At 67.7% G+C, this 20,350-nt stretch carries 18 protein-coding genes; 9 read left to right on the top strand and 9 right to left on the bottom strand.

All coding sequences use genetic code 11. The features are described 5' to 3' along the window. Nucleotides 1-45: 45 nt before the first annotated feature. The 3 genes from uraD to uraH form a co-directional block, all read right to left on the bottom strand. Nucleotides 46-600, bottom strand: coding sequence for a 2-oxo-4-hydroxy-4-carboxy-5-ureidoimidazoline decarboxylase (gene uraD / locus TBU01S_RS18055; RefSeq protein ID WP_068638677.1), 555 nt, complete (start codon nt 598-600; stop codon nt 46-48). Nucleotides 601-679: 79 nt separating this feature from the next. Next, nucleotides 680-1,873: a urate hydroxylase PuuD gene (locus TBU01S_RS18050; RefSeq protein ID WP_068638676.1), complete on the bottom strand. Its 1,194-nt coding sequence runs from the start codon at nt 1,871-1,873 to the stop codon at nt 680-682. Nucleotides 1,874-1,936: 63 nt separating this feature from the next. Continuing rightward, nucleotides 1,937-2,287, bottom strand: a complete 351-nt coding sequence (uraH, locus tag TBU01S_RS18045; protein WP_068638674.1) for a hydroxyisourate hydrolase — start codon at nt 2,285-2,287, stop codon at nt 1,937-1,939. A gap of 170 nt (nt 2,288-2,457) precedes the next feature. Here uraH and TBU01S_RS18040 point away from each other — a divergent pair, with 170 nt between their 5' ends. After that, the gene (locus TBU01S_RS18040) at nt 2,458-3,396 is read left to right on the top strand and encodes a LysR family transcriptional regulator (protein ID WP_068638672.1); all 939 of its coding nucleotides are present in this window, start codon (nt 2,458-2,460) and stop codon (nt 3,394-3,396) included. Between the two features lie 63 nt (nt 3,397-3,459). Here TBU01S_RS18040 and TBU01S_RS18035 read toward each other — a convergent pair whose 3' ends face one another. Further along, on the bottom strand, nt 3,460-3,933 hold the full coding sequence (locus TBU01S_RS18035) for a universal stress protein (protein ID WP_068638670.1): 474 nt from the start codon (nt 3,931-3,933) through the stop codon (nt 3,460-3,462). A 267-nt stretch (nt 3,934-4,200) separates the two neighbouring features. Between TBU01S_RS18035 and TBU01S_RS18030 the strand changes: the two genes are divergently transcribed. Further along, entirely contained in the window at nt 4,201-6,027 is a 1,827-nt protein-coding gene (locus tag TBU01S_RS18030) for an ABC transporter transmembrane domain-containing protein (protein ID WP_068638668.1), read from the top strand. Between the two features lie 11 nt (nt 6,028-6,038). After that, nucleotides 6,039-6,323 carry a VF530 family protein gene (locus TBU01S_RS18025; protein WP_068638666.1) on the top strand — a complete coding sequence of 95 codons (285 nt, stop codon included), beginning with the start codon at nt 6,039-6,041 and terminating at the stop codon, nt 6,321-6,323. Here TBU01S_RS18025 and TBU01S_RS18020 read toward each other — a convergent pair. After that, on the bottom strand, nt 6,278-6,952 hold the full coding sequence (locus tag TBU01S_RS18020) for a ceramidase domain-containing protein (protein WP_068638664.1): 675 nt from the start codon (nt 6,950-6,952) through the stop codon (nt 6,278-6,280). The two genes, TBU01S_RS18025 and TBU01S_RS18020, sit on opposite strands and share 46 nt — an antisense overlap. A 201-nt stretch (nt 6,953-7,153) precedes the next feature. Between TBU01S_RS18020 and TBU01S_RS18015 the strand changes: the two genes are divergently transcribed. Continuing rightward, the gene (locus TBU01S_RS18015) at nt 7,154-8,716 is read left to right on the top strand and encodes an MFS transporter (protein ID WP_068638684.1); all 1,563 of its coding nucleotides are present in this window, start codon (nt 7,154-7,156) and stop codon (nt 8,714-8,716) included. Here TBU01S_RS18015 and pdxR read toward each other — a convergent pair. Beyond that, nucleotides 8,649-10,181: a MocR-like pyridoxine biosynthesis transcription factor PdxR gene (gene pdxR / locus TBU01S_RS18010; protein WP_068638662.1), complete on the bottom strand. Its 1,533-nt coding sequence runs from the start codon at nt 10,179-10,181 to the stop codon at nt 8,649-8,651. The genes TBU01S_RS18015 and pdxR overlap by 68 nt on opposite strands. A 112-nt stretch (nt 10,182-10,293) precedes the next feature. Here pdxR and TBU01S_RS18005 point away from each other — a divergent pair, with 112 nt between their 5' ends. From TBU01S_RS18005 to TBU01S_RS17985, 5 genes are all read left to right on the top strand, one after another. Further along, nucleotides 10,294-11,532: a benzoate/H(+) symporter BenE family transporter gene (locus TBU01S_RS18005; RefSeq protein ID WP_068638660.1), complete on the top strand. Its 1,239-nt coding sequence runs from the start codon at nt 10,294-10,296 to the stop codon at nt 11,530-11,532. Continuing rightward, entirely contained in the window at nt 11,532-12,389 is an 858-nt protein-coding gene (locus TBU01S_RS18000; RefSeq protein ID WP_068638682.1) for a YggS family pyridoxal phosphate-dependent enzyme, read from the top strand. The genes TBU01S_RS18005 and TBU01S_RS18000 overlap by 1 nt, the downstream gene beginning before the upstream one ends. Beyond that, nucleotides 12,386-13,570 carry an aspartate aminotransferase family protein gene (locus TBU01S_RS17995; protein ID WP_068638658.1) on the top strand — a complete coding sequence of 395 codons (1,185 nt, stop codon included), beginning with the start codon at nt 12,386-12,388 and terminating at the stop codon, nt 13,568-13,570. The genes TBU01S_RS18000 and TBU01S_RS17995 overlap by 4 nt, the downstream gene beginning before the upstream one ends. 10 nt (nt 13,571-13,580) lie before the next feature. Beyond that, nucleotides 13,581-14,852, top strand: a complete 1,272-nt coding sequence (gene glyA / locus TBU01S_RS17990) for a serine hydroxymethyltransferase (protein ID WP_068638656.1) — start codon at nt 13,581-13,583, stop codon at nt 14,850-14,852. 619 nt (nt 14,853-15,471) lie between these two features. After that, a complete protein-coding gene (locus TBU01S_RS17985; protein WP_068638654.1) occupies nt 15,472-16,374 on the top strand; it encodes an AraC family transcriptional regulator in 903 nt (300 codons plus the stop codon). Nucleotides 16,375-16,442: 68 nt separating this feature from the next. Here TBU01S_RS17985 and TBU01S_RS17980 read toward each other — a convergent pair whose 3' ends face one another. The 3 genes from TBU01S_RS17980 to TBU01S_RS17970 form a co-directional block, all read right to left on the bottom strand. Beyond that, nucleotides 16,443-17,495: an alpha/beta fold hydrolase gene (locus TBU01S_RS17980; protein ID WP_068638652.1), complete on the bottom strand. Its 1,053-nt coding sequence runs from the start codon at nt 17,493-17,495 to the stop codon at nt 16,443-16,445. A 219-nt stretch (nt 17,496-17,714) separates the two neighbouring features. Continuing rightward, the gene (locus TBU01S_RS17975) at nt 17,715-18,482 is read right to left on the bottom strand and encodes an SDR family NAD(P)-dependent oxidoreductase (RefSeq protein WP_068638650.1); all 768 of its coding nucleotides are present in this window, start codon (nt 18,480-18,482) and stop codon (nt 17,715-17,717) included. 20 nt (nt 18,483-18,502) lie between these two features. Next, nucleotides 18,503-20,152, bottom strand: coding sequence for a flavin-containing monooxygenase (locus TBU01S_RS17970; RefSeq protein ID WP_068638648.1), 1,650 nt, complete (start codon nt 20,150-20,152; stop codon nt 18,503-18,505). Between the last annotated feature and the right edge of the window lie 198 nt (nt 20,153-20,350).

Below are 20,350 nucleotides of genomic sequence, written 5' to 3'. Positions count from 1 at the left end.
TGTAATGATTTGCGAAGTCATCGGAGAGCCTCGTTCAGCCGGTGGTCAGCCCTGGGCTGCGAAAAGTGCGTCCAGGCGGAAACGGGCAATCTTGCCGATTTCCTTCAGGCAGGTGCGGAATTCGGTGTCGCGGTCGTTGGCCAGGCGGGCTTCGACGCCGTCCATGATCTGGTAGCGGGTCAGGCCCTTGACCGCGATCACGAAGGGAAAGCCGAAGCGTTCGCGGTAGGCCTTGTTCAGGTCGCGCAGGCGCTGCAGCTCTTCCTTGCTGCACTGGTCCAGGCCGGCGCCGCGCTGCTCGCCGGTCGAAGCGGTGGTCAGCGTGCCTTCCTCGGCTTCCTTGCCCGCCAGCTCCGGGTGGGCGCAGATCAGGGCGAGCTGTTCGGACGGGGCGGCGGTGTCCACCACCAGGCACATCGCGGCGTGCAGCGCATCGACGCTGGTGAAGGGGCCGGTGCTCCAGGCGCGCTCGGCGATCCAGGGCGAGTGTTCGAAGATGCCGTCGAGGCGGGCGACGAAGGCGTCCTGCGGCAGGCGGGACAGTTCGGCCAGTGCGGTGGCCGGGGCGGTCGCTGGAGAGGCGGCGGTGTGGGTAGTCATTTGTCTCTTCCCTCGTGGGATTCAGTATGGAATGCCGGTCCTGGCGCGCGCGGGCGGCGGCCCGCGGCGCCGGGCGTTCTCAGTCGGTGGTGGAAGCGCCCTGGGCGTGCCAGATGGCGACGGCTTCGCGCTCCTGGTCGGTGATCCCGGTCAGGTTGCCGAGGGGCATGTAGCCGCTGGCGATCGTCTCGGCGATCTTGGCCGCGTGCTGGCGGATCTGCTCCGGTGTCTCCAGCGCGATACCTTTGGGCGCCTGCACGAAACCGTCGTAGGTGGGCTTCTCGGCGTGACAGCTCACGCAGCGCTGGTTCATCACGTCGCGGATGGTGGAAAAGCTCACCCTCTCGCCGCTCGCATCGACCGGCTTCGGTGCCATCAGCACGATCAGCAGCAGGATCAGCGCGGTGCCGGCGGCCGGCAGCCACCACTTGACCTGGCCGCGGTGGCGCAGCACGAAGAACTGGCGGATCAGCACGCCGGCCATCATCAGCACGCCGAGGATCAGCCAGCCGTTCGGGTTGGCATAGGTCATCGGGTAGTGGTTGCTGATCATGATGAACAGCACCGGCAGCGTGAAGTAGGTGTTATGCACCGAGCGCTGCTTGCCGACGATGCCGGGCTTGGGGTCGACCGGTTCGCCGTTGCGGATCTGCTCGACCATCTTCTTCTGTCCCGGAATGATGTGGAAGAAGACGTTGGCCGCCATCATCGTGCCGATCATCGCGCCGACGTGGATGTAGGCACCGCGGGCCGAGAACACCTGGTGCAGCACGTAGTTGGCGACCATCACGAAGACGAACACGATCGCCACCAGCAGGCCGTCCTTGCCGACCATGTTGCGGCACAGGACGTCGTAGAAGACCCAGCCGGCGACGAGGAAGGCGATCGAGATGCCGATGGCGGCAGCAGGAGAAAGCGCCATCACGTTGCTGTCGATCAGGTAGCTGGATGCGCCGATCCAGTACACGATGGCCAGCATGCCCATGCCGGACAGCCAGGTGGAGTAGGCCTCCCACTTCGACCAGTGCAGGTCGTTGCTGAGCGGTTCGTGCTTGGGGCCGGTGAGGTATTTCTGGCTGTGGTAGAAACCACCGCCGTGCACCGCCCAGAGTTCGCCGAACACGCCGCGCTTGGAAGCTTCGGGGTCCTTCGGCGGCTTCAGCGCGTTATCCAGCATGACGAAGTAGAAGGATGCGCCGATCCAGGCGATGCCTGCGATCAGGTGTACCCAGCGGACCAGCAAATTGGCCCAGTCGAGCAGGTAGGCTTCCATGATCTCGTGTCTCTATGTAGTGGTTATGGTCTTCAGGAAGGGCGGCGATGGATCAGGGAAGGTTCAGCTGCCGCGATAGGTGGAGTAGCTCCACGGCGACACCAGCAGCGGCACGTGGTAGTGCGCGCCGGTGTCGGCGATGCCGAAGCGCAGCGCGACTTCGTCGACGAACAGCGGTTCGGGCAGGTTCTGGCCCTGGGCACGGAAATAGTCGCCGGCGCCGAAGACGATTTCGTATTTGCCGGCTTCGAGTGCCGCGCCTTCGAGCAGCGGCTGGTCGCAGCGGCCGTCGTGGTTGGTGACCGTGCGCGCCACTTCGCGGCGCTCGCCGTCGAGGCGATAGACGATGACGGAAATGCCCTGGCCGGGTTTGCCGTTGGCGGTGTCGAGTACGTGGGTGGTGAGGCGTCCCATGCTGTTGCTCCTGCTAGTGTCCGGTGGAGAAGGATGAAATCGGTATGTCTGGCTGCCGGTTTCGGGGGATCGTGTGAGGCGCAGTGTAAGCCCGGCCCTTCTTAACAAAACACATATGCCTTTATAAGTGATATACCCTCTCGCTTATAAACATACGAGGAGACCACACCATGAGCCTGAGACGCGGCGACGACCCGCTCGATACCTACCTGTTGCGCATCTTCGTGCTGCTGATCACCGAGCGCAGCGTGTCGCGCACCGCCTTGCGCATGAACCAGTCGCAGCCCGCCGTCAGTGCGGCGCTGAAGCGCCTGCGCGACATCCTGGGCGACCCGCTGCTGGTGCGCGAGAAAGGCGGCATGGTGCCGACCGAGCGCGCGCTGGCGCTGATGTCGCATGCCAAGGGGGCGCTGGCGGAGATCGACCGCATGGTCGATGCGCCGGAATCCTTCGAGCCGCACAGCACGCGCCACGAGTTCCGCATCGGCTCGCCCGATTATCTGGCGCCGGTGTTCGTCGCCAGCGTGGCCGAGCGCTTCCGCCGCGAGGCGCCGCAGGCGCGGCTGACGCTGCATGCGCTGGGGCCGAACTTCGATTTCGAGCGCTCGCTGGCCGAGGGCGACCTCGACGTCGTGATCGGCAACTGGCCCGAGCCGCCGCACCGCATGCACCTGTCGATGCTGCTCGAGGACGAGATCGTCTGCCTGGTGGCGGCCAGCCATCCGCTGGTGCGCAAGGGCATGACGACCGAGGATTACATGCGCGCCGCCCACGTGGTGCCGATGCCGTACTCGATCAGCCAGCGCGGCGTCATCGACAGCGTGCTGGCGTCGATGCGCATCAACCGCGACGAGCGCGTGGTGGTGCAGTCCTTCACCGCCGCGCCCTATCTGCTGCAGAACACCGACCTGGTATTCACCACCACCCGGCATTTCGCCCAGTTCTACGCCGATCTGCTGAAGCTCGCGATCGTGCCGTCGCCGATTTCCTTTCCGCCGATGCGCTTCTACCAGCTGTGGCACGAGCGCAACCACCATTCGACCGGCCATCGCTGGCTGCGCCGGCTGCTGTCCGACTGCGGCCGGCGCATCGTGCTGCCGTCGGCGTAGACGGCACGCGGGGAGCGGGCCGTGCGGCGCGCTCCCCGTGGAAACGGGCGCAGGACGCTGCGCTCAGCGGTCGATCGGCACCAGGATCACCGGCACGTCCGCCTTCATCGTCACCTTGTGGGCGACCGAGCCCAGCAGCAGCTCGCCGATCGTGCTGTGGCCGCGCGAGCCCATGACGATCATGTCCGCCAGCACGTGCTTGGCGACGTCGAGGATGCGGCGCGAGGCGTCGCCTTCGAGCGCGCGCACGCTGGCCAGCACGCTCTTGACGTCGAGATCCGGGTTGGCTTCGGCGAACACGTCGATGCGGTGGCGCAGCAGCGCCTCGGCCTTCTTGTGCCCGGCCAGCTTGATTTCGTCCATCTTCTCTTCGCTGAGGAATTCCTCGTAGGGCAGGCTGGACGAGGGCAGCGTCACGGTGACGGCATGCAGCTTGGCGTTGAACTTCATCGCCAGGCCGACGGCATGGCGGAAAACCGCAGGCGAACGCGGGGTGAGGTCGGAGGCGTAAAGGATCGAACGGATTTCGTAGCTCATGCGAGTCTCCCGATGAATGTGGTGTGTGCCCTTGGTACTTCACGCTGCGGTTCGCAGACGACGGATTCCGCAGATGACGTGGCCCGTTTTCATGTGGCCGATCATCGTGCCGTGCCGAAGTTTAGTCGCCATGCCGCCGCGCCCATCGCACCGTGCTTGATAGCGCTTATACGGGAAGGCTGATGTCGCGTGCGCTCGAAGGTGCGTGCCTACCGTCCCGGCCAGGGCCGGCAGGCACGGCAGCGGCGCGATCGACGATAATCGGGCATGCCCGAATCCGCCGCGCCACCATCCCCGCAGCCCAGCGCCGCTTCCATTGCCGCCGACACGCCGCCGCGCCGCCGCCTGTCGGCGCTGCGCGGCCTGCTGCCTTTCCTGCGCCCGTACCGCGCGCGCATCGCACAGGCCTTCGTGCTGCTGTGCCTCGGCTCGGCCACCTTGCTGCTGGTGCCGCTGGCCTTTCGCGACCTGGTGGATTTCGGTTTCGGCGGCGCGGCCGGGATGAAGGCAGACACGGCCGGTGCGCTCGACGGCCATTTCCTGCAATTGTTCGTGCTCGCCGCGTTCTGGGGCGTGGTGGTGGCGGCGCGCTACTACACCGTGTCCTGGATCGGCGAGCGGGTCACGGCCGACCTGCGCAGCGCGGTGTATGCGCGCGTGCTCGGGCAGTCGCCGGAGTTCTTCGAAACCCTGCAGACCGGCGAAGTGCTGTCGCGGCTGACCGGCGACGCCACGCTGATCCAGACCGTGGTCGGCAGTTCGGTGTCGATGGGCCTGCGCAGCCTGTTCCAGTTTCTCGGCGGCATGGTGATGCTGGCGGTGACCAGCTTCGGCCTGTTCGCGCTCAATCTCGGGCTGATGCTGGGGCTGGCGGTGCCGATCGTGCTGGTCGGGCGCAGGCTCAGGCGGCTGTCGCGCGAATCGCAGGACCGCATCGCCGACGCCTCGGCACTGGCCGGCGAGATCCTCAACGCCATGCCCACCGTGCAGGCCTTCACCCAGGAGGCCGAAGAGGCCCGCCGCTTCGCCTCCCGCAGCGAAACCGGCTTCCTCGCCGCGATCCGCCGCACCCGGGTGCGGGCGGGCCTGACCGCGCTGATCATCGCCGCGGTGATGGGCAGCATCGTCTTCGTGCTGTGGGTCGGCGCCCAGCAGGTGCGGGGCGGCGAGCTGAGCACCGGCGAGCTTGCCGCCTTCGTGCTGTATGCGGCGCTGGTGGCCGGCGGCGCGGGCACGCTGGCCGAGGTGTGGGGCGACGTCATGCGCGCGGCCGGCGCCGCCGGGCGCCTGCTCGAACTGCTGCAGGCCGAACCGGCGATCCGCGAAGCGGCCGCGCCGGTGGCGCCGCGGCGCCTGCCGCAAATGACGATCCGTTTCGACCACGTCGGCTTCGCCTATCCGGCGCGGCCGCAGGCGCGTGCGCTCGACGACATCTGCCTGGAGATCGCCGCCGGCGAGCGGGTCGCCCTGGTCGGCCCGTCCGGCGCCGGCAAGACCAGCCTGTTCCAGCTGCTGCTGCGCTACTACGAGATTTCGGCCGGCGCCATCCTGATCGACGGCCAGGACATCCGCAGCCTGGCGCTGCGCGAGCTGCGGCGGGACATCGCGATCGTGCCGCAGGACCCGGTGATCTTCTCCGCCAGCGCGCTGGACAACATCCGCTACGGCCGCCCCGGCGCCGACGACGAGGCGGTGCGCGCGGCGGCGCGCGCGGCCGGCGCCGACGACTTCATCGCCCGCCTGCCCGAGGGCTACGACACCTTCCTCGGCGAGCGCGGCACCCGCCTGTCCGGCGGCCAGCGCCAGCGCATCGCGATCGCCCGCGCAATGCTCAAGGATGCCCGGCTGCTGCTGCTCGACGAGGCCACCAGCGCGCTCGACGCCGAATCCGAGATCCTCGTGCAACAGGGCCTGGATGCGGCGATGCACGGGCGCACCACGCTGGTCATCGCCCACCGCCTGGCCACGGTGCAGCGAGTGGACCGCATCGTGGTGCTCGACGGCGGGCGCATCGTCGAAGTCGGCACCCCGGCCGACCTGCGCCGCCAGGGCGGCCTCTATGCCCGGCTCGCCGCGCTGCAACTCGATCACTGACGGACATCCGCATGAGCACCCAGCCCAACAACCCCCTGCACGGCATCACCCTCGAAAACCTGCTCCATGCCCTGGTCGAACACTACGGCTGGGACGGACTCGGCCGCCGGGTGGCGATCCGCTGCTTCACCCACGAGCCCAGCATCGCCTCCAGCCTCAAGTTCCTGCGCCGCACGCCGTGGGCGCGTGCGCAGGTCGAAGCCCTGTACGTCGACATGCTCGACGACGGAGCCGCCGGCCCGCATAGTGCTCAGCGCGGCCGCGGGGGGAGGGCCGGCGGCGCGTTCAGCAGATAGGCCCGGGTGGTGAGGTAGAGCACCAGCCCGTTCAGCAGGTGCCACAGGAAATGGGTGCCGAGCGCAGCGTGCGGGCAGACCTGCTGGTCGATCGAACGGAAAGCGAGCGATAGCACGAGCACGGCGAATGCCGCCAGCACGCCCCAGGCGTCGCGGCGGCCGGCGCGCAGGTGGTGGAGGCCGATGCCGGCGACGAACACCAGCGCGCTGCCGTAGGCCAGCGAACCGTTCAGCCAGGCCCGCGGCAGGCTGGCGAAGGCGAAGGACAGGGCGAGATGGAGCAGCACCAGCCCGGCCACCACGGCCACCGGCTGGCGGCTCACCCGGCGGGCGTAGAGGCCGACGAAGGCGAGCTGGTAGATGAAGATCGGCAATACGTCGGCGACCAGCGTCCAGCGATTGGCCAGGGTGTGGAACAGAAAGCTGCCGATGCCGATCAGGGCCACGTTGGCCACCAGGAAGCCGCCCGCCGGATCGAGCCGCAGCCTTTCGCGCCGGACCAGATGCAGCAGGCCGAAGGCGGCGGCGATGAAGGACAGGTTGGTCAGCGCATTGACCGGCTCGGCCCAGAAGGCCGCCGAGGCGCGTTCGCAGTAGAGGTCCAGTGGAGTGCCGAGGTCGGGGGGCATGGATGCGCGGATGGAACGGTGATGCTGCGCATGATGCCGCGGAACGGCGTGGAATGCGTGATTCGCCGGGCCGCCGGCGGACCCGGATGCCGCCGTGGCTGTGGAAGGATGGGCATCGCACCCGCCTTGCAGCGGCAGGCCGGTGGCACTGCAGGCCTGCGGGCGCCATAATCCACGGTCCGCTTTTCGATGCCCGTCCCCATGTCTTCGCCGCCGTCCGTTGCCGCCGTCCCGCCCCGTCCCGCCACCCGCCGCGAATGGTGGGGGCTCGCGGTGCTGGTGCTGCCCACGCTGCTGCTGGCGCTGGACATGACGGTGCTGCACCTGGCCGCGCCGCACCTGAGCGCCGACCTGCGCCCGAGCAGCAGCGAGCTGCTGTGGATCCTGGACATCTACGGCTTCATGATCGCCGGCTTCCTGGTCACGATGGGCACGCTGGGTGACCGCATCGGCCGGCGCCGCCTGCTGCTGGCCGGCGCCTTCGCCTTCGGCGTGGCCTCGGTGCTGGCGGCGCTGTCGACCAGCGCGGCGATGCTGATCGCCACCCGCGCGCTGCTCGGCATCGCCGGCGCCACGCTGATGCCGTCCACGCTGTCGCTGATCCGCAACATGTTCCATGTCGAGCGCGAGCGCACGGTGGCGATCACGGTGTGGATGACCGGCTTCATTGTCGGCAGCGCGATCGGCCCGCTGGTCGGCGGCGCGCTGCTCGAATATTTCCCCTGGGGCTCGGTGTTCCTGCTCGGCGTGCCGGTGATGCTGGTGCTGCTGGTCGCCGGTCCGCTGCTGCTGCCGGAGTTCCGCGACGACGCGGCCGGCCCGCTCGATCTGCCGAGCGCGCTGCTGTGCGTCGGCATGCTGCTGGCGGTGATCTTCGGCATCAAGTCGGTCGCGCGCGACGGCGTCACGCTGCAGGCGCTGGCGGCCATCGTCCTCGGACTGGCGGTCGGCGTGCTGTTCGTGCGCCGCCAGCGCCGCCTGGCGCAGCCGATGTTCGACCTCGGCCTGTTCGCCAACCGGGGTTTTTCGGTGTCGGTGGTGGCGATGCTGCTGACCATCCTGGCGCTGTCCGGCACCTGGCTGATGGTGTTCCAGTACCTGCAGGGCGTGCTCGGCCTGTCACCGCTCGATGCCGGCATCGTCATGCTGCCGCCCGCGCTGCTGCAGGTGGCAGCGTCGATGTGGGTGCCGCGGCTGGCGCGCGGCTACCCGCCGGAACGGCTGGTCAGTGCCGGCCTGCTGCTGGCGCTGCCGGGCTTCGTCGCGATGATGCTGGTGGGCGGCCCGGCCTCGGTGTGGCTGCTGGTCGGCGGCACCTCGCTGCTGGGCATCGGCGTGATGCCGATGATGATCCTGGGCACCGACCTGGTGGTCGGCGCCGCGCCGCCGACCAAGACCGGCGCCGCCGCGGCCACCTCGGAGACCGCTACCGAACTCGGCATGGCGCTGGGCATCGCGATCATCGGCAGCGTGGGCGCGGCGGTCTACCGCGGCCACATGTTGGCCGAGCTGCCCGAAGGGCTGCCGCCCGAACTCGCCGCATCGGCGGTCGATACCCTGGGCGGCGCGCTCGGCGCGGCGGAACTGCTGCCGGGCGAGGCCGGCGCGGCGCTGCTGCATGCCGCGCGCGAAGCCTTCTCGGCGGCGCTGCACGTCAACTCGGTGATCGGCGCCGCGATCATGCTGGCGACGGCGCTCATCGCCGCGCTGTTCCTGCGCCGCGCGGAGGCGCCAGTGCCTGGAACACCTCCGCCAGCGCCTTGACCGCGCTTTCCATCTCTGCCGGGGTGTAGGCGGCGAAACCCATCAGGAAGCCGGGCTGGCCGCGGTCCGAGGCGTGCAGGCCGCTCAGGCCCAGCAGCTCGATGCCGGCCCGCCGGGCGTGGTCGATCAGCGTGCGTTCGGGGATGTCGCAGCTCAGCGCGCACGGCATCTGCATGCCGCCTGCCGGCACCGTGGGGGTGAGGACATCGCCCAGGCGGCGGTGGATCAGCTCCGCCAGCACGTCGCGTCGTTTCGCATACACGCTGCGCATGGCGCGGACGTGGGCGCCGAAATGCCCATCTTCCATGAAGCGGGCCAGCGTCAGTTGCGGGATGGGGGCGCTGTGGCCGTCCAGCAGGGTGCGCGCCACCGTCATCGGCGCGACGAGCTGCGGCGGCAGCACCATGTAGCCGATGCGCAGGCCGGGAAACAGCGACTTGGTGAAGGTGCCGATGTAGATCGTGCGTTCGTGGGCGTCCAGCCCCTGCACGCAGGCGGTGGGGCGGCCGGCGTAGTGGAATTCGCTGTCGTAGTCGTCCTCGATGATCCAGGCCTGCCGCTGTCGCGCCCATTCGATCAGCGCCAGCCGCCGTTCCAGTGCCAGCGTGGTGCCGGTGGGGAACTGGTGCGAAGGGGTGACGAACACCGCCCGCGCCGGCTCGGCATCGGCGCCCAGCCGCGCCACCTGCATGCCCTGGCCGTCCAGCGGCACCGGCACGCACCGCAGGCCGGCGGCGTCGAAGGCCTTGCGCGCGCCGTGATAAACCGGGTCTTCGATGAAGATGCGCTCGCCGGGGTCGAGCAGGACGTGCGCGCACAGCGTCATGGCCTGCTGCGAGCTGGTCAGCACCAGTACGCGTTCCGCCGTGGCGTGGCCGCCGCGTTCCAGGTTGACGTGGTCCGCGATCGCCCGCCGCAGCGCCTCGACGCCCTGCGGCGGGCCGTGGCGCAGGGCCTGGGTGCCGTGTTCCTTCAGTACCTGGCGCTGCAGGCGTTCCCAGGTGTGCAGCGGAAAGCCGCGCGTTTCCGGCACGCCGGGGGCGAAGGGGCGCGGTGCGGGAAAGTCGCGCACGCCGCCGTCACGGAACAGGGCGGCGCCGCGCTGGCTGAGGTGCGGGCCGGGCTGGGGGGCGGGCGCCGGGCCGGGCCGCGCTCCGGTGCGCGGCGCGCTGCTGCGGCCGGGTGTGCGCTGCAGCTTGCCGGACACGAAGCTGCCGCTGCCGACGCGCCGTTCGATGAAGCCTTCCGCATGTAGCTGGCCGTAGGCCGACTCCACCGTATCGCGGGAAACCCCCAGCGACTTCGCCAGCGCGCGCGACGCGGGCAATGGCCTGCCCGCATCGAGTGCGCCATCGAGGATCAACTGGCGAATGGCGCGCTGGATGCGTGCATGCAGCGGCAGGGCGCCATGCGTCGGGTCGCCGATCCAGGCTTTGACGGATTCGAGTTGGGCGTGCTTGAACAAGTGGTCTGCTCGATATCGATAAAGTGGCAGGGTATGGCAAGCCATTGCCAAGATATAAAGCAGCTTTCCATCCGCGTCAAAACTTCATCGACCAGGGAGCCGCAGACAGGCCATGTCTTCATCCAGATCTTTTTCCGCCCTCCGTTTCGGCGATTTCGCCCACCCGGTGGTGGCCGGTCTGATCTCGGTCATCGTCAATTATGGCGGCACCTTCATCCTGGTGTTCCAGGCCGCCAGGGTGGCCGGACTCAGCCCGGAACTGACGGCCTCGTGGGTGTGGTCGGTTTCGATCGGCGTGGGGGTGACGGGCGTGATGCTGAGCTGGATGATGCGCGTGCCGATCATCACCGCCTGGTCGACGCCGGCCGCCGCCTTCCTGGTCGTGGCCCTGGGCACCACGCCGTATGCGGAGGCGGTCGGCGCCTACATGATTTCGGCCGCCGCTTTCGTGGTGCTCGGGCTGTCGGGCTGGTTCGAGCGCGTCATCCGGCTGATTCCGTCTGGCGTGGCCGCCGGGCTGCTGGCGGGCATCCTGCTGCAGTTCGGCATCAAGGCCTTCGGCGGCATGAGCATCGACCCTTTGCTGGCAGGCCTGCTGATCGTCGCCTATGTGGTGCTCAAGCGCTTCAGCGCGCGCTATGCGGTCGTCGGCATCCTGGTGCTGGGGCTGGCCTTGCTGTTGCTGCAGCACCGCGTCGATCTGTCGGGGCTGGAGCTGAAGCTGGCCGCACCGGTGTTCACGATGCCGGCGTTCTCGCTGAATGCCTTGCTCGGCGTGGCGCTGCCGCTGTTCCTGATCACGCTGACCGGGCAGTACATGCCCGGCATGCTGGTGCTGCGCAACGACGGCTTCAGGACCAGCGCCAATCCCATCGTGACGATCACCGGGCTGGGTTCGCTGCTGATGGCGCCATTCGGTTCGCACGCCTTCAACATCGCCGCCATCACCGCCGCCATCGCTACCGGCCGGGAGGCGCACGAAGACCCGTCCAGGCGCTGGATCGCCGGCATCGCCGCAGGCGTGTGCTACATCCTGGTCGGCGTCTTCGGGGTGACGCTGGCGGCCGTCTTCATGGCCTTCCCGGCAACCTTCATCACCACGCTGGCGGGCCTGGCGCTGCTGGGCACCATCGGCGGCAGCCTGGCCAATGCCCTGGCCGATGCCGGGACGCGCGAAGCCTCGCTGATCACCTTTCTGGCCGCCGCCGCCAACATCACCCTGCTGGGCATCGGCGGCGCCTTCTGGGGGCTGGTGGTCGGCCTGCTGGCGCATGCGGTGCTCAACGGCCGGCTGCCGTGGGCGCCGTGGCGGACCGTGCATGCCGCGGCCGGCAAAGGAGAGTCGAATTGATCCACGATCCATCCGCCACGGGCGGGGCGTCCCCGGCCCCCGCCACCCCCACCCGCCACGACCGGCACGGCCGCTACCCGCAGGCCGCGACGGTCGAAGACCTGCGCCACAACGTCGCCGCCGTGCAGGCGCGCATCGCTGCCGCCTGCCGCCGCGCGGGACGCGACCCGGCCGGCGTACGCCTGCTGCCGGTCAGCAAGACCCGGCCCGAGGCCGACATCCGCCTGGCCCATGCGGCGGGTTGCCGCATGCTGGGCGAGAACAAGGTGCAGGAGGCGCAGCGCAAGTGGGAGGCGATGGCCGACCTGCCGGATCTGCGCTGGTCGGTGATTGGCCACCTGCAGACCAACAAGGCCAGGCTGGTGGCGCGCTTCGCGAGCGAGTTCCAGGCGCTGGACAGCCTGCGCGTGGCCGAGGCGCTGGAGCGCCGGCTGCAGGCCGAGGGGCGCGCGCTGGACGTGTTCGTGCAGGTCAACACTTCGGGCGAACCCAGCAAGTACGGCCTGCCGCCGTCCGAGGTCGCGGCCTTCCTGTGGGCGCTGCCGGCCTTTCCGGCGCTGCGCGTGCGCGGGCTGATGACGCTGGCGCTGTTCTCCAGCGAGGCCGAGCGGGTGCGGCAGTGCTTCGTGCTGCTGCGCACGCTGCGCGACCGGCTGCGCCAGATCGTGCCCGACGGCATCGGCCTGGACGAACTGTCGATGGGCATGTCGGGCGATTTCGAGATCGCCGTCGAGGAAGGCGCCACCGTGGTCCGCGTGGGGCAGGCCATCTTCGGCGCGCGTGCGCTGCCGGACAGCCACTACTGGCCCGGTTCCGACGCGCCCGGCGCGCAGGACGGCGGAGGGCGGGACGCATGACGGATACCTCATCCCATCTGATGCAGGCCTACGCCCGCCAGCCGGTCGCCTTCGTGCGCGGCAGCGGCGCGCGCTTGTGGGACGCGGACGGCGTCGAATACCTGGACGCGATGGCGGGCGTGGCCGTCACCAGCCTCGGCCATGCCCACCCGGACATCGCCGCCGCCATCGCCGAGCAGGCCGGGCTGCTGCTGCACACCTCCAACCTGTTCCGCATCGACTGGCAGGAGCGTCTCGGCGAGCGGCTGTGCGCGCTGGCGGGCATGGAGCGGGCCTTCTTCTGCAACTCGGGGGCGGAGGCCAACGAGGCCGCGCTCAAGCTCGCCCGCCTGCATGCCCATCACGCCCGGGTGGCGCAGCCGCAGGTGCTGGTGATGGACAACGGCTTCCACGGCCGCACGCTCGCCACCCTGGCGGCCAGCGGCAACCCGGCGGCGCAGCGCGGCTTCGAGCCCTTGATGCCCGGTTTCGTGCGCGTGCCGTACGACGACATCGGGGCCGTGCGGCGGGTGGCGGCGGAAGTGCCGGGCATCGTCGCCGTGCTGGTCGAGACGGTGCAGGGCGAAGGCGGCGTGCACGCGGCCGGCACCGCCTGGCTGCGCGAGCTGCGCGCGCTCTGCGACCGCCACGGCTGGCTGCTGATGATCGACGAAGTGCAGACCGGCATGGGGCGCACCGGCGCCTGGTTCGGCTACCGCCATGCGGGCGTCGTGCCCGACGTGGTGACGCTGGCGAAGGGGCTGGGCAACGGCTTTCCGATCGGCGCCTGCCTGGCGCGCGGGCCGGCGGCGGCGCTGTTCTCGCCCGGCGGGCACGGCTCGACCTTCGGCGGCAATCCGCTGGCCTGCCGGGTGGGCTGCGCCGTGATCGACGTGATGGCGCGCGAGCAGCTTCCGCGGCGCGCCGCCGTGCTGGGTCGGCGCCTGCTGGCCGCGCTGCGCGCGGCGCTGCACGGCCATCCCGATGTGCTCGCCATCCGCGGCCAGGGGCTGATGATCGGCATCGAACTGGACCGCCCCTGCGCCGGACTGGTGGGCCGCGCGCTGGAACAACAGCGCCTGCTGATCACCGTGACCCGGGGCAGCACTATCCGCCTGCTGCCGCCGCTGATCTGCAGCGAGGCGCAGATCGACGACATCGCGGCGCGCGTCGCGCGCCTGCTCGACACCGACCAAACATAGGAATCGCGCCATGTACGACGCCTCCACGACGCTTGCCGGCTTCGATCCGGCGCTGGCCGCCGCGCTGCGCGGCGAGGAAAGCCGCCAGGAAGACCATGCCGAGCTGATCGCCTCCGAGAACTACGCCAGCCCGCTGGTGATGGCGGTGCAGAACTCGGTGTTCACCAACAAGTACGCCGAAGGCTATCCCGGCAAGCGCTACTACAGCGGCTGCGAGCATGTGGACGTGGCCGAGCGGCTGGCGATCGAGCGCGCCAAGGCGCTGTTCGGCTGCGACTACGCCAACGTGCAGCCGCATGCCGGCGCCCAGGCCAACGCCGCGGTGTTCCTGGCGCTGGCCGAGCCCGGCGACACCGTGATGGGAATGAACCTGGCCCAGGGCGGCCACCTGACGCACGGCAACCCGTCCAACTTCTCCGGCCGGCACTACAGGATCGTGCCCTACGGGCTCGATCCGGAGACGGGGCTGATCGACTACGATGAGATGGAGCGCATCGCGCTGGAAACCCGGCCGAAACTGCTGATTGGCGGCTTCTCGGCTTATTCGCGGCACAAGGACTGGGCGCGCATGCGCGCCATCGCCGACAAGGCGGGCGCCATCTTCTGGGTGGACATGGCCCACGTCGCCGGCCTGGTGGCGGCGGGCGAGTACCCGAACCCGCTGCCTCATGCCCATGTGGTGACCAGCACCACCCACAAGACCCTGCGCGGCCCGCGCGGCGGCATCATCCTGGCGCAGGGGCAGGGGGCGGATTTCTGCCGGAAGCTCGATTCCGCCGTGTTCCCCGGCATCCAGGGCGGCCCGCTGATGCACGTCATCGCCGCCAAGGCGGTGGCCTTCAAGGAAGCACTGCGGCCCGAGTTCAAGACCTACCAGCGTCAGGTGGTGGCCAATGCCCGCGCCATGGCCGCGGTGCTCCAGCAGCGCGGCTACAAGATCGTGTCCGGCGGTACCGACAACCACCTGATGCTGATCGACCTGTCCGCCAAGCCCTACACCGGCAAGGACGCGGACGCCGCGCTGAGTGACGCCCACATCACCGCGAACAAGAACTCGGTGCCCAACGACCCGCGTTCGCCCTTCGTCACCTCGGGGCTGCGCATCGGCACGCCGGCCGTCACCACGCGCGGCTTCGGCACCGCCGAGTGCGAGCAATTGGCCGGCTGGCTGTGCGACGTGCTGGACGCGCTGGAGGCGGGCGGCGGTGCGCTGGCGATGGTGCGCGACCGGGTGCGGGGACAGGTGACGGAACTGTGCCGCCGGCATCCCGTATACCGATAGCGCTTCACGGATGGAGGTCACGTTTCTCAAGGATTGATCAGACGCAGGTTCAGACCCGCGACATCCTTGGTGTTGCGCGTAGCCAGCGCTAGGTCGTAGTGAAGCGCCGTGGTTGCCAGCAGGCTGTCGATTGTGGGAAGAGTGCGGCCTGCGCTGGCCTGCACCCGCCCCCAGCGATCGGCAGCCTGGGCGTCGACGGCCAGCCGCCTGCCAATGAACCTCGACTTCCAGTCAGTCTGTCAGAACCTGGCTCCGACCTCGCGCGGCAGGCTGCGGTCGCGCTGGAATTCGATCTCGTCCCGGCCTTGCAAGGGTGGGGCGCGCATGAAATCCACAAGGGATTGTCGGTTGCCGCTCAGCGGTCGAGCAGTCCGCGTGACACCACTAACGCTTTGACCGGTCCATGCCGGCTGACGCCAATGCGTGCAGCGTCCGAGGCAAAACAAGATGCCGCAGCCTTTTCCTGCGCCGCGCGGCAAGGCAGATGGGCTCGACGCATGGCGGACAAGACCGGGCCGTGCATTAGATGGTTTGATTTGTGAATTCAATATTTCTTGTATCATGACGGCCTCCGCATGTTTGTTCCTCCAAACGCGTTCAGTTTCGGGTTGGTCGTCATATGAGCACCTTGATTACTCCAAGGGACCTGCCTACCTGGGTGCCAGGGCGGGTTCTGTCCGCCAGTGACGGATTGGGCTGGAAGGGTGTGGCGCACCGCGCATATCTCTACACTGGCCTGGATGTGTATATTCCGCCGCTGGATCATTACATGATCGTCCACTATCGTCGCGGCCAGACGCTGATGGATCGGCAGGTGGAAGGGCAGTGGAGCCGCAAGAAATGCACGCCGGGCGATTTCTCGCTACTGACGCTCTCGGAAATGTCCCATTGGCACTGGACCGAATGCATCAACGTGTCCCACACTTATCTTTCGGAAGCGCTGATGCAGCGGGTGGCGGTGGACATCACCGGGCGCAGCATGGTGGATGTCCGCCTGCAGGACGTGTTGCAGGCGCAGGATCCGGTCGTCACCGGCATCGTCGATGCCATCACCGCGGAAGCGGAGCAGTGCGCGCCTGGCAGCAGTATCTATGTCGAGGGCCTCGCTCTGCAACTGGCGGTCCATCTGTTCCGCAAGTATGCCTGTATCGACATCCGCGACGACACGCCGGTGGGGCCGCTGGCACCCAGGCAGTTGCGTCGCCTGGATGAATATGTGGAAGCCAATCTGCACAAGGGGCTCACTATCGAGCAGATGGCCGAGGCGATCGGGCTCGGCGTATGGACCTTCTCGAAGCACTTTCGCGCCAGCGCCGGCGTTTCGCCGCATGAACATGTCATCCGCCGTCGGCTGGAGCGGGCCGTTCGTCTATTGTCCCGCGACGGGCTGGCGATCAAGCAGGTCGCGGCGATGTGCGGATTTTCGGACCAGGCCCATCTGACGCGCGTGATGCGGAGCAGAATGGGCGTCACGCCGGCCTGCCTCAGAAAGACGGGCGGCATCAGGCTGGAGCAGGAATAGAAAAACCGCAGCCTCGTCGGAGGCTGCGGCCTGCATTTCCCGCCGCGGCTGCGGCAGACTCGTGCTCCTTATGCGCCGGCTTGGGCGTCCAGCAGTTGCCGGAGGTTGGTGTCCAGTTCTGCGATGCAGTTGGCATCGGTGCCGAACAGCGCGAGGTGGCCGTCGATGCTGTTCAGCGGACGGAATTCGCTGTTGGCGATCCGCGTCTGCTCGGCCAGGCAGTCGTTGGGCGGAAAGAACATGTCGTGGCTGATCGGCATCACGAAAGTCTTCGCCTTGATGCGGCCGAGCGCCTGGGCCAGGTTGCCGCCGGTGTGGCGGCTGACGTCGCCGCGCTGCCATTTCCAGATCATGCACAGCAGGTTGTTCGGATCCATCGGCGCAAAGTAGCCGGTCATGAACTGATCGACGAAGCTTTCCATGTTGTCGAAGCCCAGCACCTTGTGGCGCCCGACGCGAAAGAAGTCGGTGCTCCAGCCCATCACCGTCCATAGCTTGGCGTGGCGGCGCAGACCGGCTGCCACTTCGGCGGAATCGGTGTAGTTGCCGTCGCGGAAAGCCGGATCGGTGACGATGGCGTCGATCAGGGTTTCCGCGAACATGAAGTCATGCTCGGTGTTGCGGGCCGTGCCGGCGATGGGCGCGGCGCGTTCGACCATGTCCGGATAACGTACCGCCCATTCGTAGGTTTGCTGGGCGCCCATCGAGCCGCCTAGCACCAGCGCCAGGCGTTCGATGCCGAAGTGCTGGGTAATCAGGCGGTGCTGGGCCTGGACGTCGTCGCCGATGCGTACGCGGGGGAATTTCGGCCCGGCGATCTCGGCCGGTGCGTTGCTTGGCGACAGTGACAGGCCGCTGCCGATCTGATTGACGACGATGATGAAGTAGCGGTCCGGGTTCAGCGCATGCTCGGGACCGATATAGATTTGTTCCATGATCTTGCTCGTGCCCGAATACCAGGTCGGGACGAGGATCGCGTTGTCGCGTGCGGCGTTGAGCTGGCCATGGGTGGCGACGGCCAGTGTGCATTCTTCGAGCACGCCGCCTTCTTCGAGTTCGAGTCGGCCGATGTTGATGAGCTTGTAGGGGCCGTGGTTTTCCTGGGTGTAATAGGTGTTCATGTGGGTGTCCTCGTGGGGGGGCTGGGCCGCGGACGGCCCGAGCGCCGCAGGGCATACGGATGAGGCCGGTGTTCTGGCCGTGTTGGCAGGAAGGGGATATCAGCGGGCCCAGCCCGCCGGCATGCCGCCATCCCTGCAGTGGCGCCCGGCCGAGGGCATGGCTTTCATGAATGTCTCCTCCGCTCATGGCCGGCCGCGCGAAGGCGGCCGGCCCCGGGATCAGCGTGCGGTGTAGCCGCCGTCGATGACGAGTTCGGCGCCGGTGACCCAGCGCGACTCGTCCGAGGCGAGGTAGACCGCGCCCCATGCGATGTCGTCCGGCGTGCCGGTTCCACCCAGCGGATGCAGAGCGTCCAGATGGGTCTTGGCCGCATCGTGCGTCAGGCCGTTGTCCTGGACGTAGCGGTCGACCAACGGCGTGAACACGAAGCCCGGATGAATAGAATTGACCCGGATGCGCTCGGGCGCGTAGAGCAGGGCATCGTTCTTGCTCATCGTCCGCACCGCGCCCTTGGCGGCGTGGTAGGGCGGAATGTCGCCGCCGCCGACGATGCCGTAGATCGACGAAATGTTGATGATCGAGCCCCCGCCCGATTGGCGCAGATACGGGACGGCGTGCTTGGTGCATAGGAATACCGCCGTCACATTCACAGCCATCACCCGGTTCCATTCGGACAGCGTCAGCTTGTCCGTCGGCGTGTTCTCGCCTTCGATGCCGGCGTTGTTCACCAGCACGTCGATGCCACCGAGCTGCGTGGCGGTAGCCTGCATGGCTGCGCGGACGCGGTCTTCGTCGGTTACGTCCAACTGCGCGAACAGTGCCTTGCCGCCTGTGCTGCGGATGGCTTCCGCCACCGCCTCGCCCTGCGCATCGAGGTCGAGGATGGCGACAGCAGCACCTTCCTCGGCCATGCGCCGGACGATGGCCAGGCCGAGGCCGCTGCTACCGCCGGTGACGACCGCCACCTTTCCAGCAAGTCGATTCATGTCGTTCTCTCCTATCCTGATCAGTTCATGGCGAAGCCGGGATAACCCTGGCTGGCCAGTTCGTCGCACTTGCTGTGGTAAGCGCCTGCGCCACCCACATAGGACAGCAGCCGGCGCGGCTTGCCTTCGACGTTGGAGCCCATGTACCACGAGTCGGTCTTGGTCAGCAGTGTGGCGTTGGCCACTTCATCGTGGTGTCTGACCCATTCGTCCTCGAATTCCTGTGTGGCCTCCACCACCTTCTTGCCGTTCTTGCGCGCATAAGCGATGCAGTCGGTGATCCAGTCGACCTGCTGCTGCAGGCAGGTGGTCATGTTGCACAGCGCGGCGGACGGCGCGAGTGGCGCGCCGGTGGTGAACAGGTTGGGATAGCCGTGGACCTGCAGGCCCATCGAGGTGCGGATCTCCTTGCTCCATTCTTCCTGCAGCGAGCGCTTGCCGCGGCCGCGGATGTCGATGCGGGTCAGTGCGCCCGAACCAGCATCGAAGCCGACCGCCAGGATGATCACATCCACTTCGTGCACCTTGCCATCGGAAGTCTGGAGGCCCTCCGGCACGACTCGCTCGATCGGTGCCTTGCGGCAATCCACTGCTTCGACATTGGGCTGGAGATAGACCTCGAGGTATTTGTTTTCCAGCGGCACGCGGTGGGTGCCGAAGCCGTAATCCTGCGGGATCAGCAGGTCCCAAAGGTCGGGGCGGCTCTTCAGGCGCTCGCGCATCTTGTTGCGGACGAACTCCGACACCACTTCGCTGACTTCCTCGTCGACGAACATTTCCGGGAAGCCGGCCAGCCACGGCGCCAGCGAACCATCCTCATATAGCGCCTCCATGACCGTAGCGCGCTGTTCCGGCGTGTTGTCCGCCCATGCGCCCTTGTCGAAGTCATAGTCGAAGCCGGCAAAAGTGGTTCGCACCCGTTGCTTGAGCTCGTGGAAGCGGGTGCCCCATTTTTCCCAGTCTGATGCCGTATATCTGGGGTTCTTCATCGGTACGACGTATTGCGGCGTGCGCACAAAGATCTTCATCGAGCCGACCTCGGGTGCGATCGTCTGGATCACCTGGATGCCGGTGGCGCCGGTGCCGACCACTGCCACTCGCTTGCCTTTCAGGTCCACCGGCTCCTTGGGCCACAGGCCGGTGATGTAGAGCTCGCCCTTGAAAGTGGATTGCCCGGGGAAGCGCTCGGTGATCGGTGCGGACAGCATGCCGCAGCAGGCGATCAGGTATTGGGTCGTCACCTGTTCGCCGTTCGCGGTGGTGAGCCGCCAGATGTCCTGCGCTTCATCGTAATGGGCCGATGCGATCCGGGTATTGAACCGGATGTCCTTCTTCAGATCGAGCTTGTCGGCGACGTAATTGAGCCAGCGCTCGGTTTCTTCCTGGGCGGGGAAGCGCTCGGAGGGCTGCCACGATTTGTACAGTTCTTCGGAGAACCAATATTGGTAAATCTCTGCCTGGGAATCGAAGCGGGCGCCTGGATAGCGGTTCCAGTACCAGGTTCCGCCGACATTGCTGCCAGTTTCATAGGCGCGCACATTCATGCCCATTTCCCGCAGGCGATGCAGCTGATATAGCCCGGCTACACCCGCGCCGATGACGATTGCGTCGAAATGCCTGGCTGTCGCCTGTTTTCCGGCGCCGCTGCCCTGTACCTGTACAACACTCATTTTAGTCTCCTTCACTGCTGTTTATAAGGGTTTTCCCGATGATCGGAGATCATGCGGCGGCATGCTGTCGCGCTTCGCTGAACGCATTTCGTTTCATGCCGGAGGAGAATCTATAGGTGTATTGCGCCGGGCATCTTGTTTGTTCTTGGCAATGTTTTGAACAAACCGGTGAAACCGACCTGAACTTGCGGCGGGGTG

Source organism: Thauera butanivorans NBRC 103042, assembly GCF_001591165.1.
Classification (GTDB): Bacteria; Pseudomonadota; Gammaproteobacteria; order Burkholderiales; family Rhodocyclaceae; genus Thauera; species Thauera butanivorans.
The sequence above is the reverse complement of the archived record's forward strand: the minus strand, read 5'-3'. Positions and strand labels throughout refer to the sequence as shown.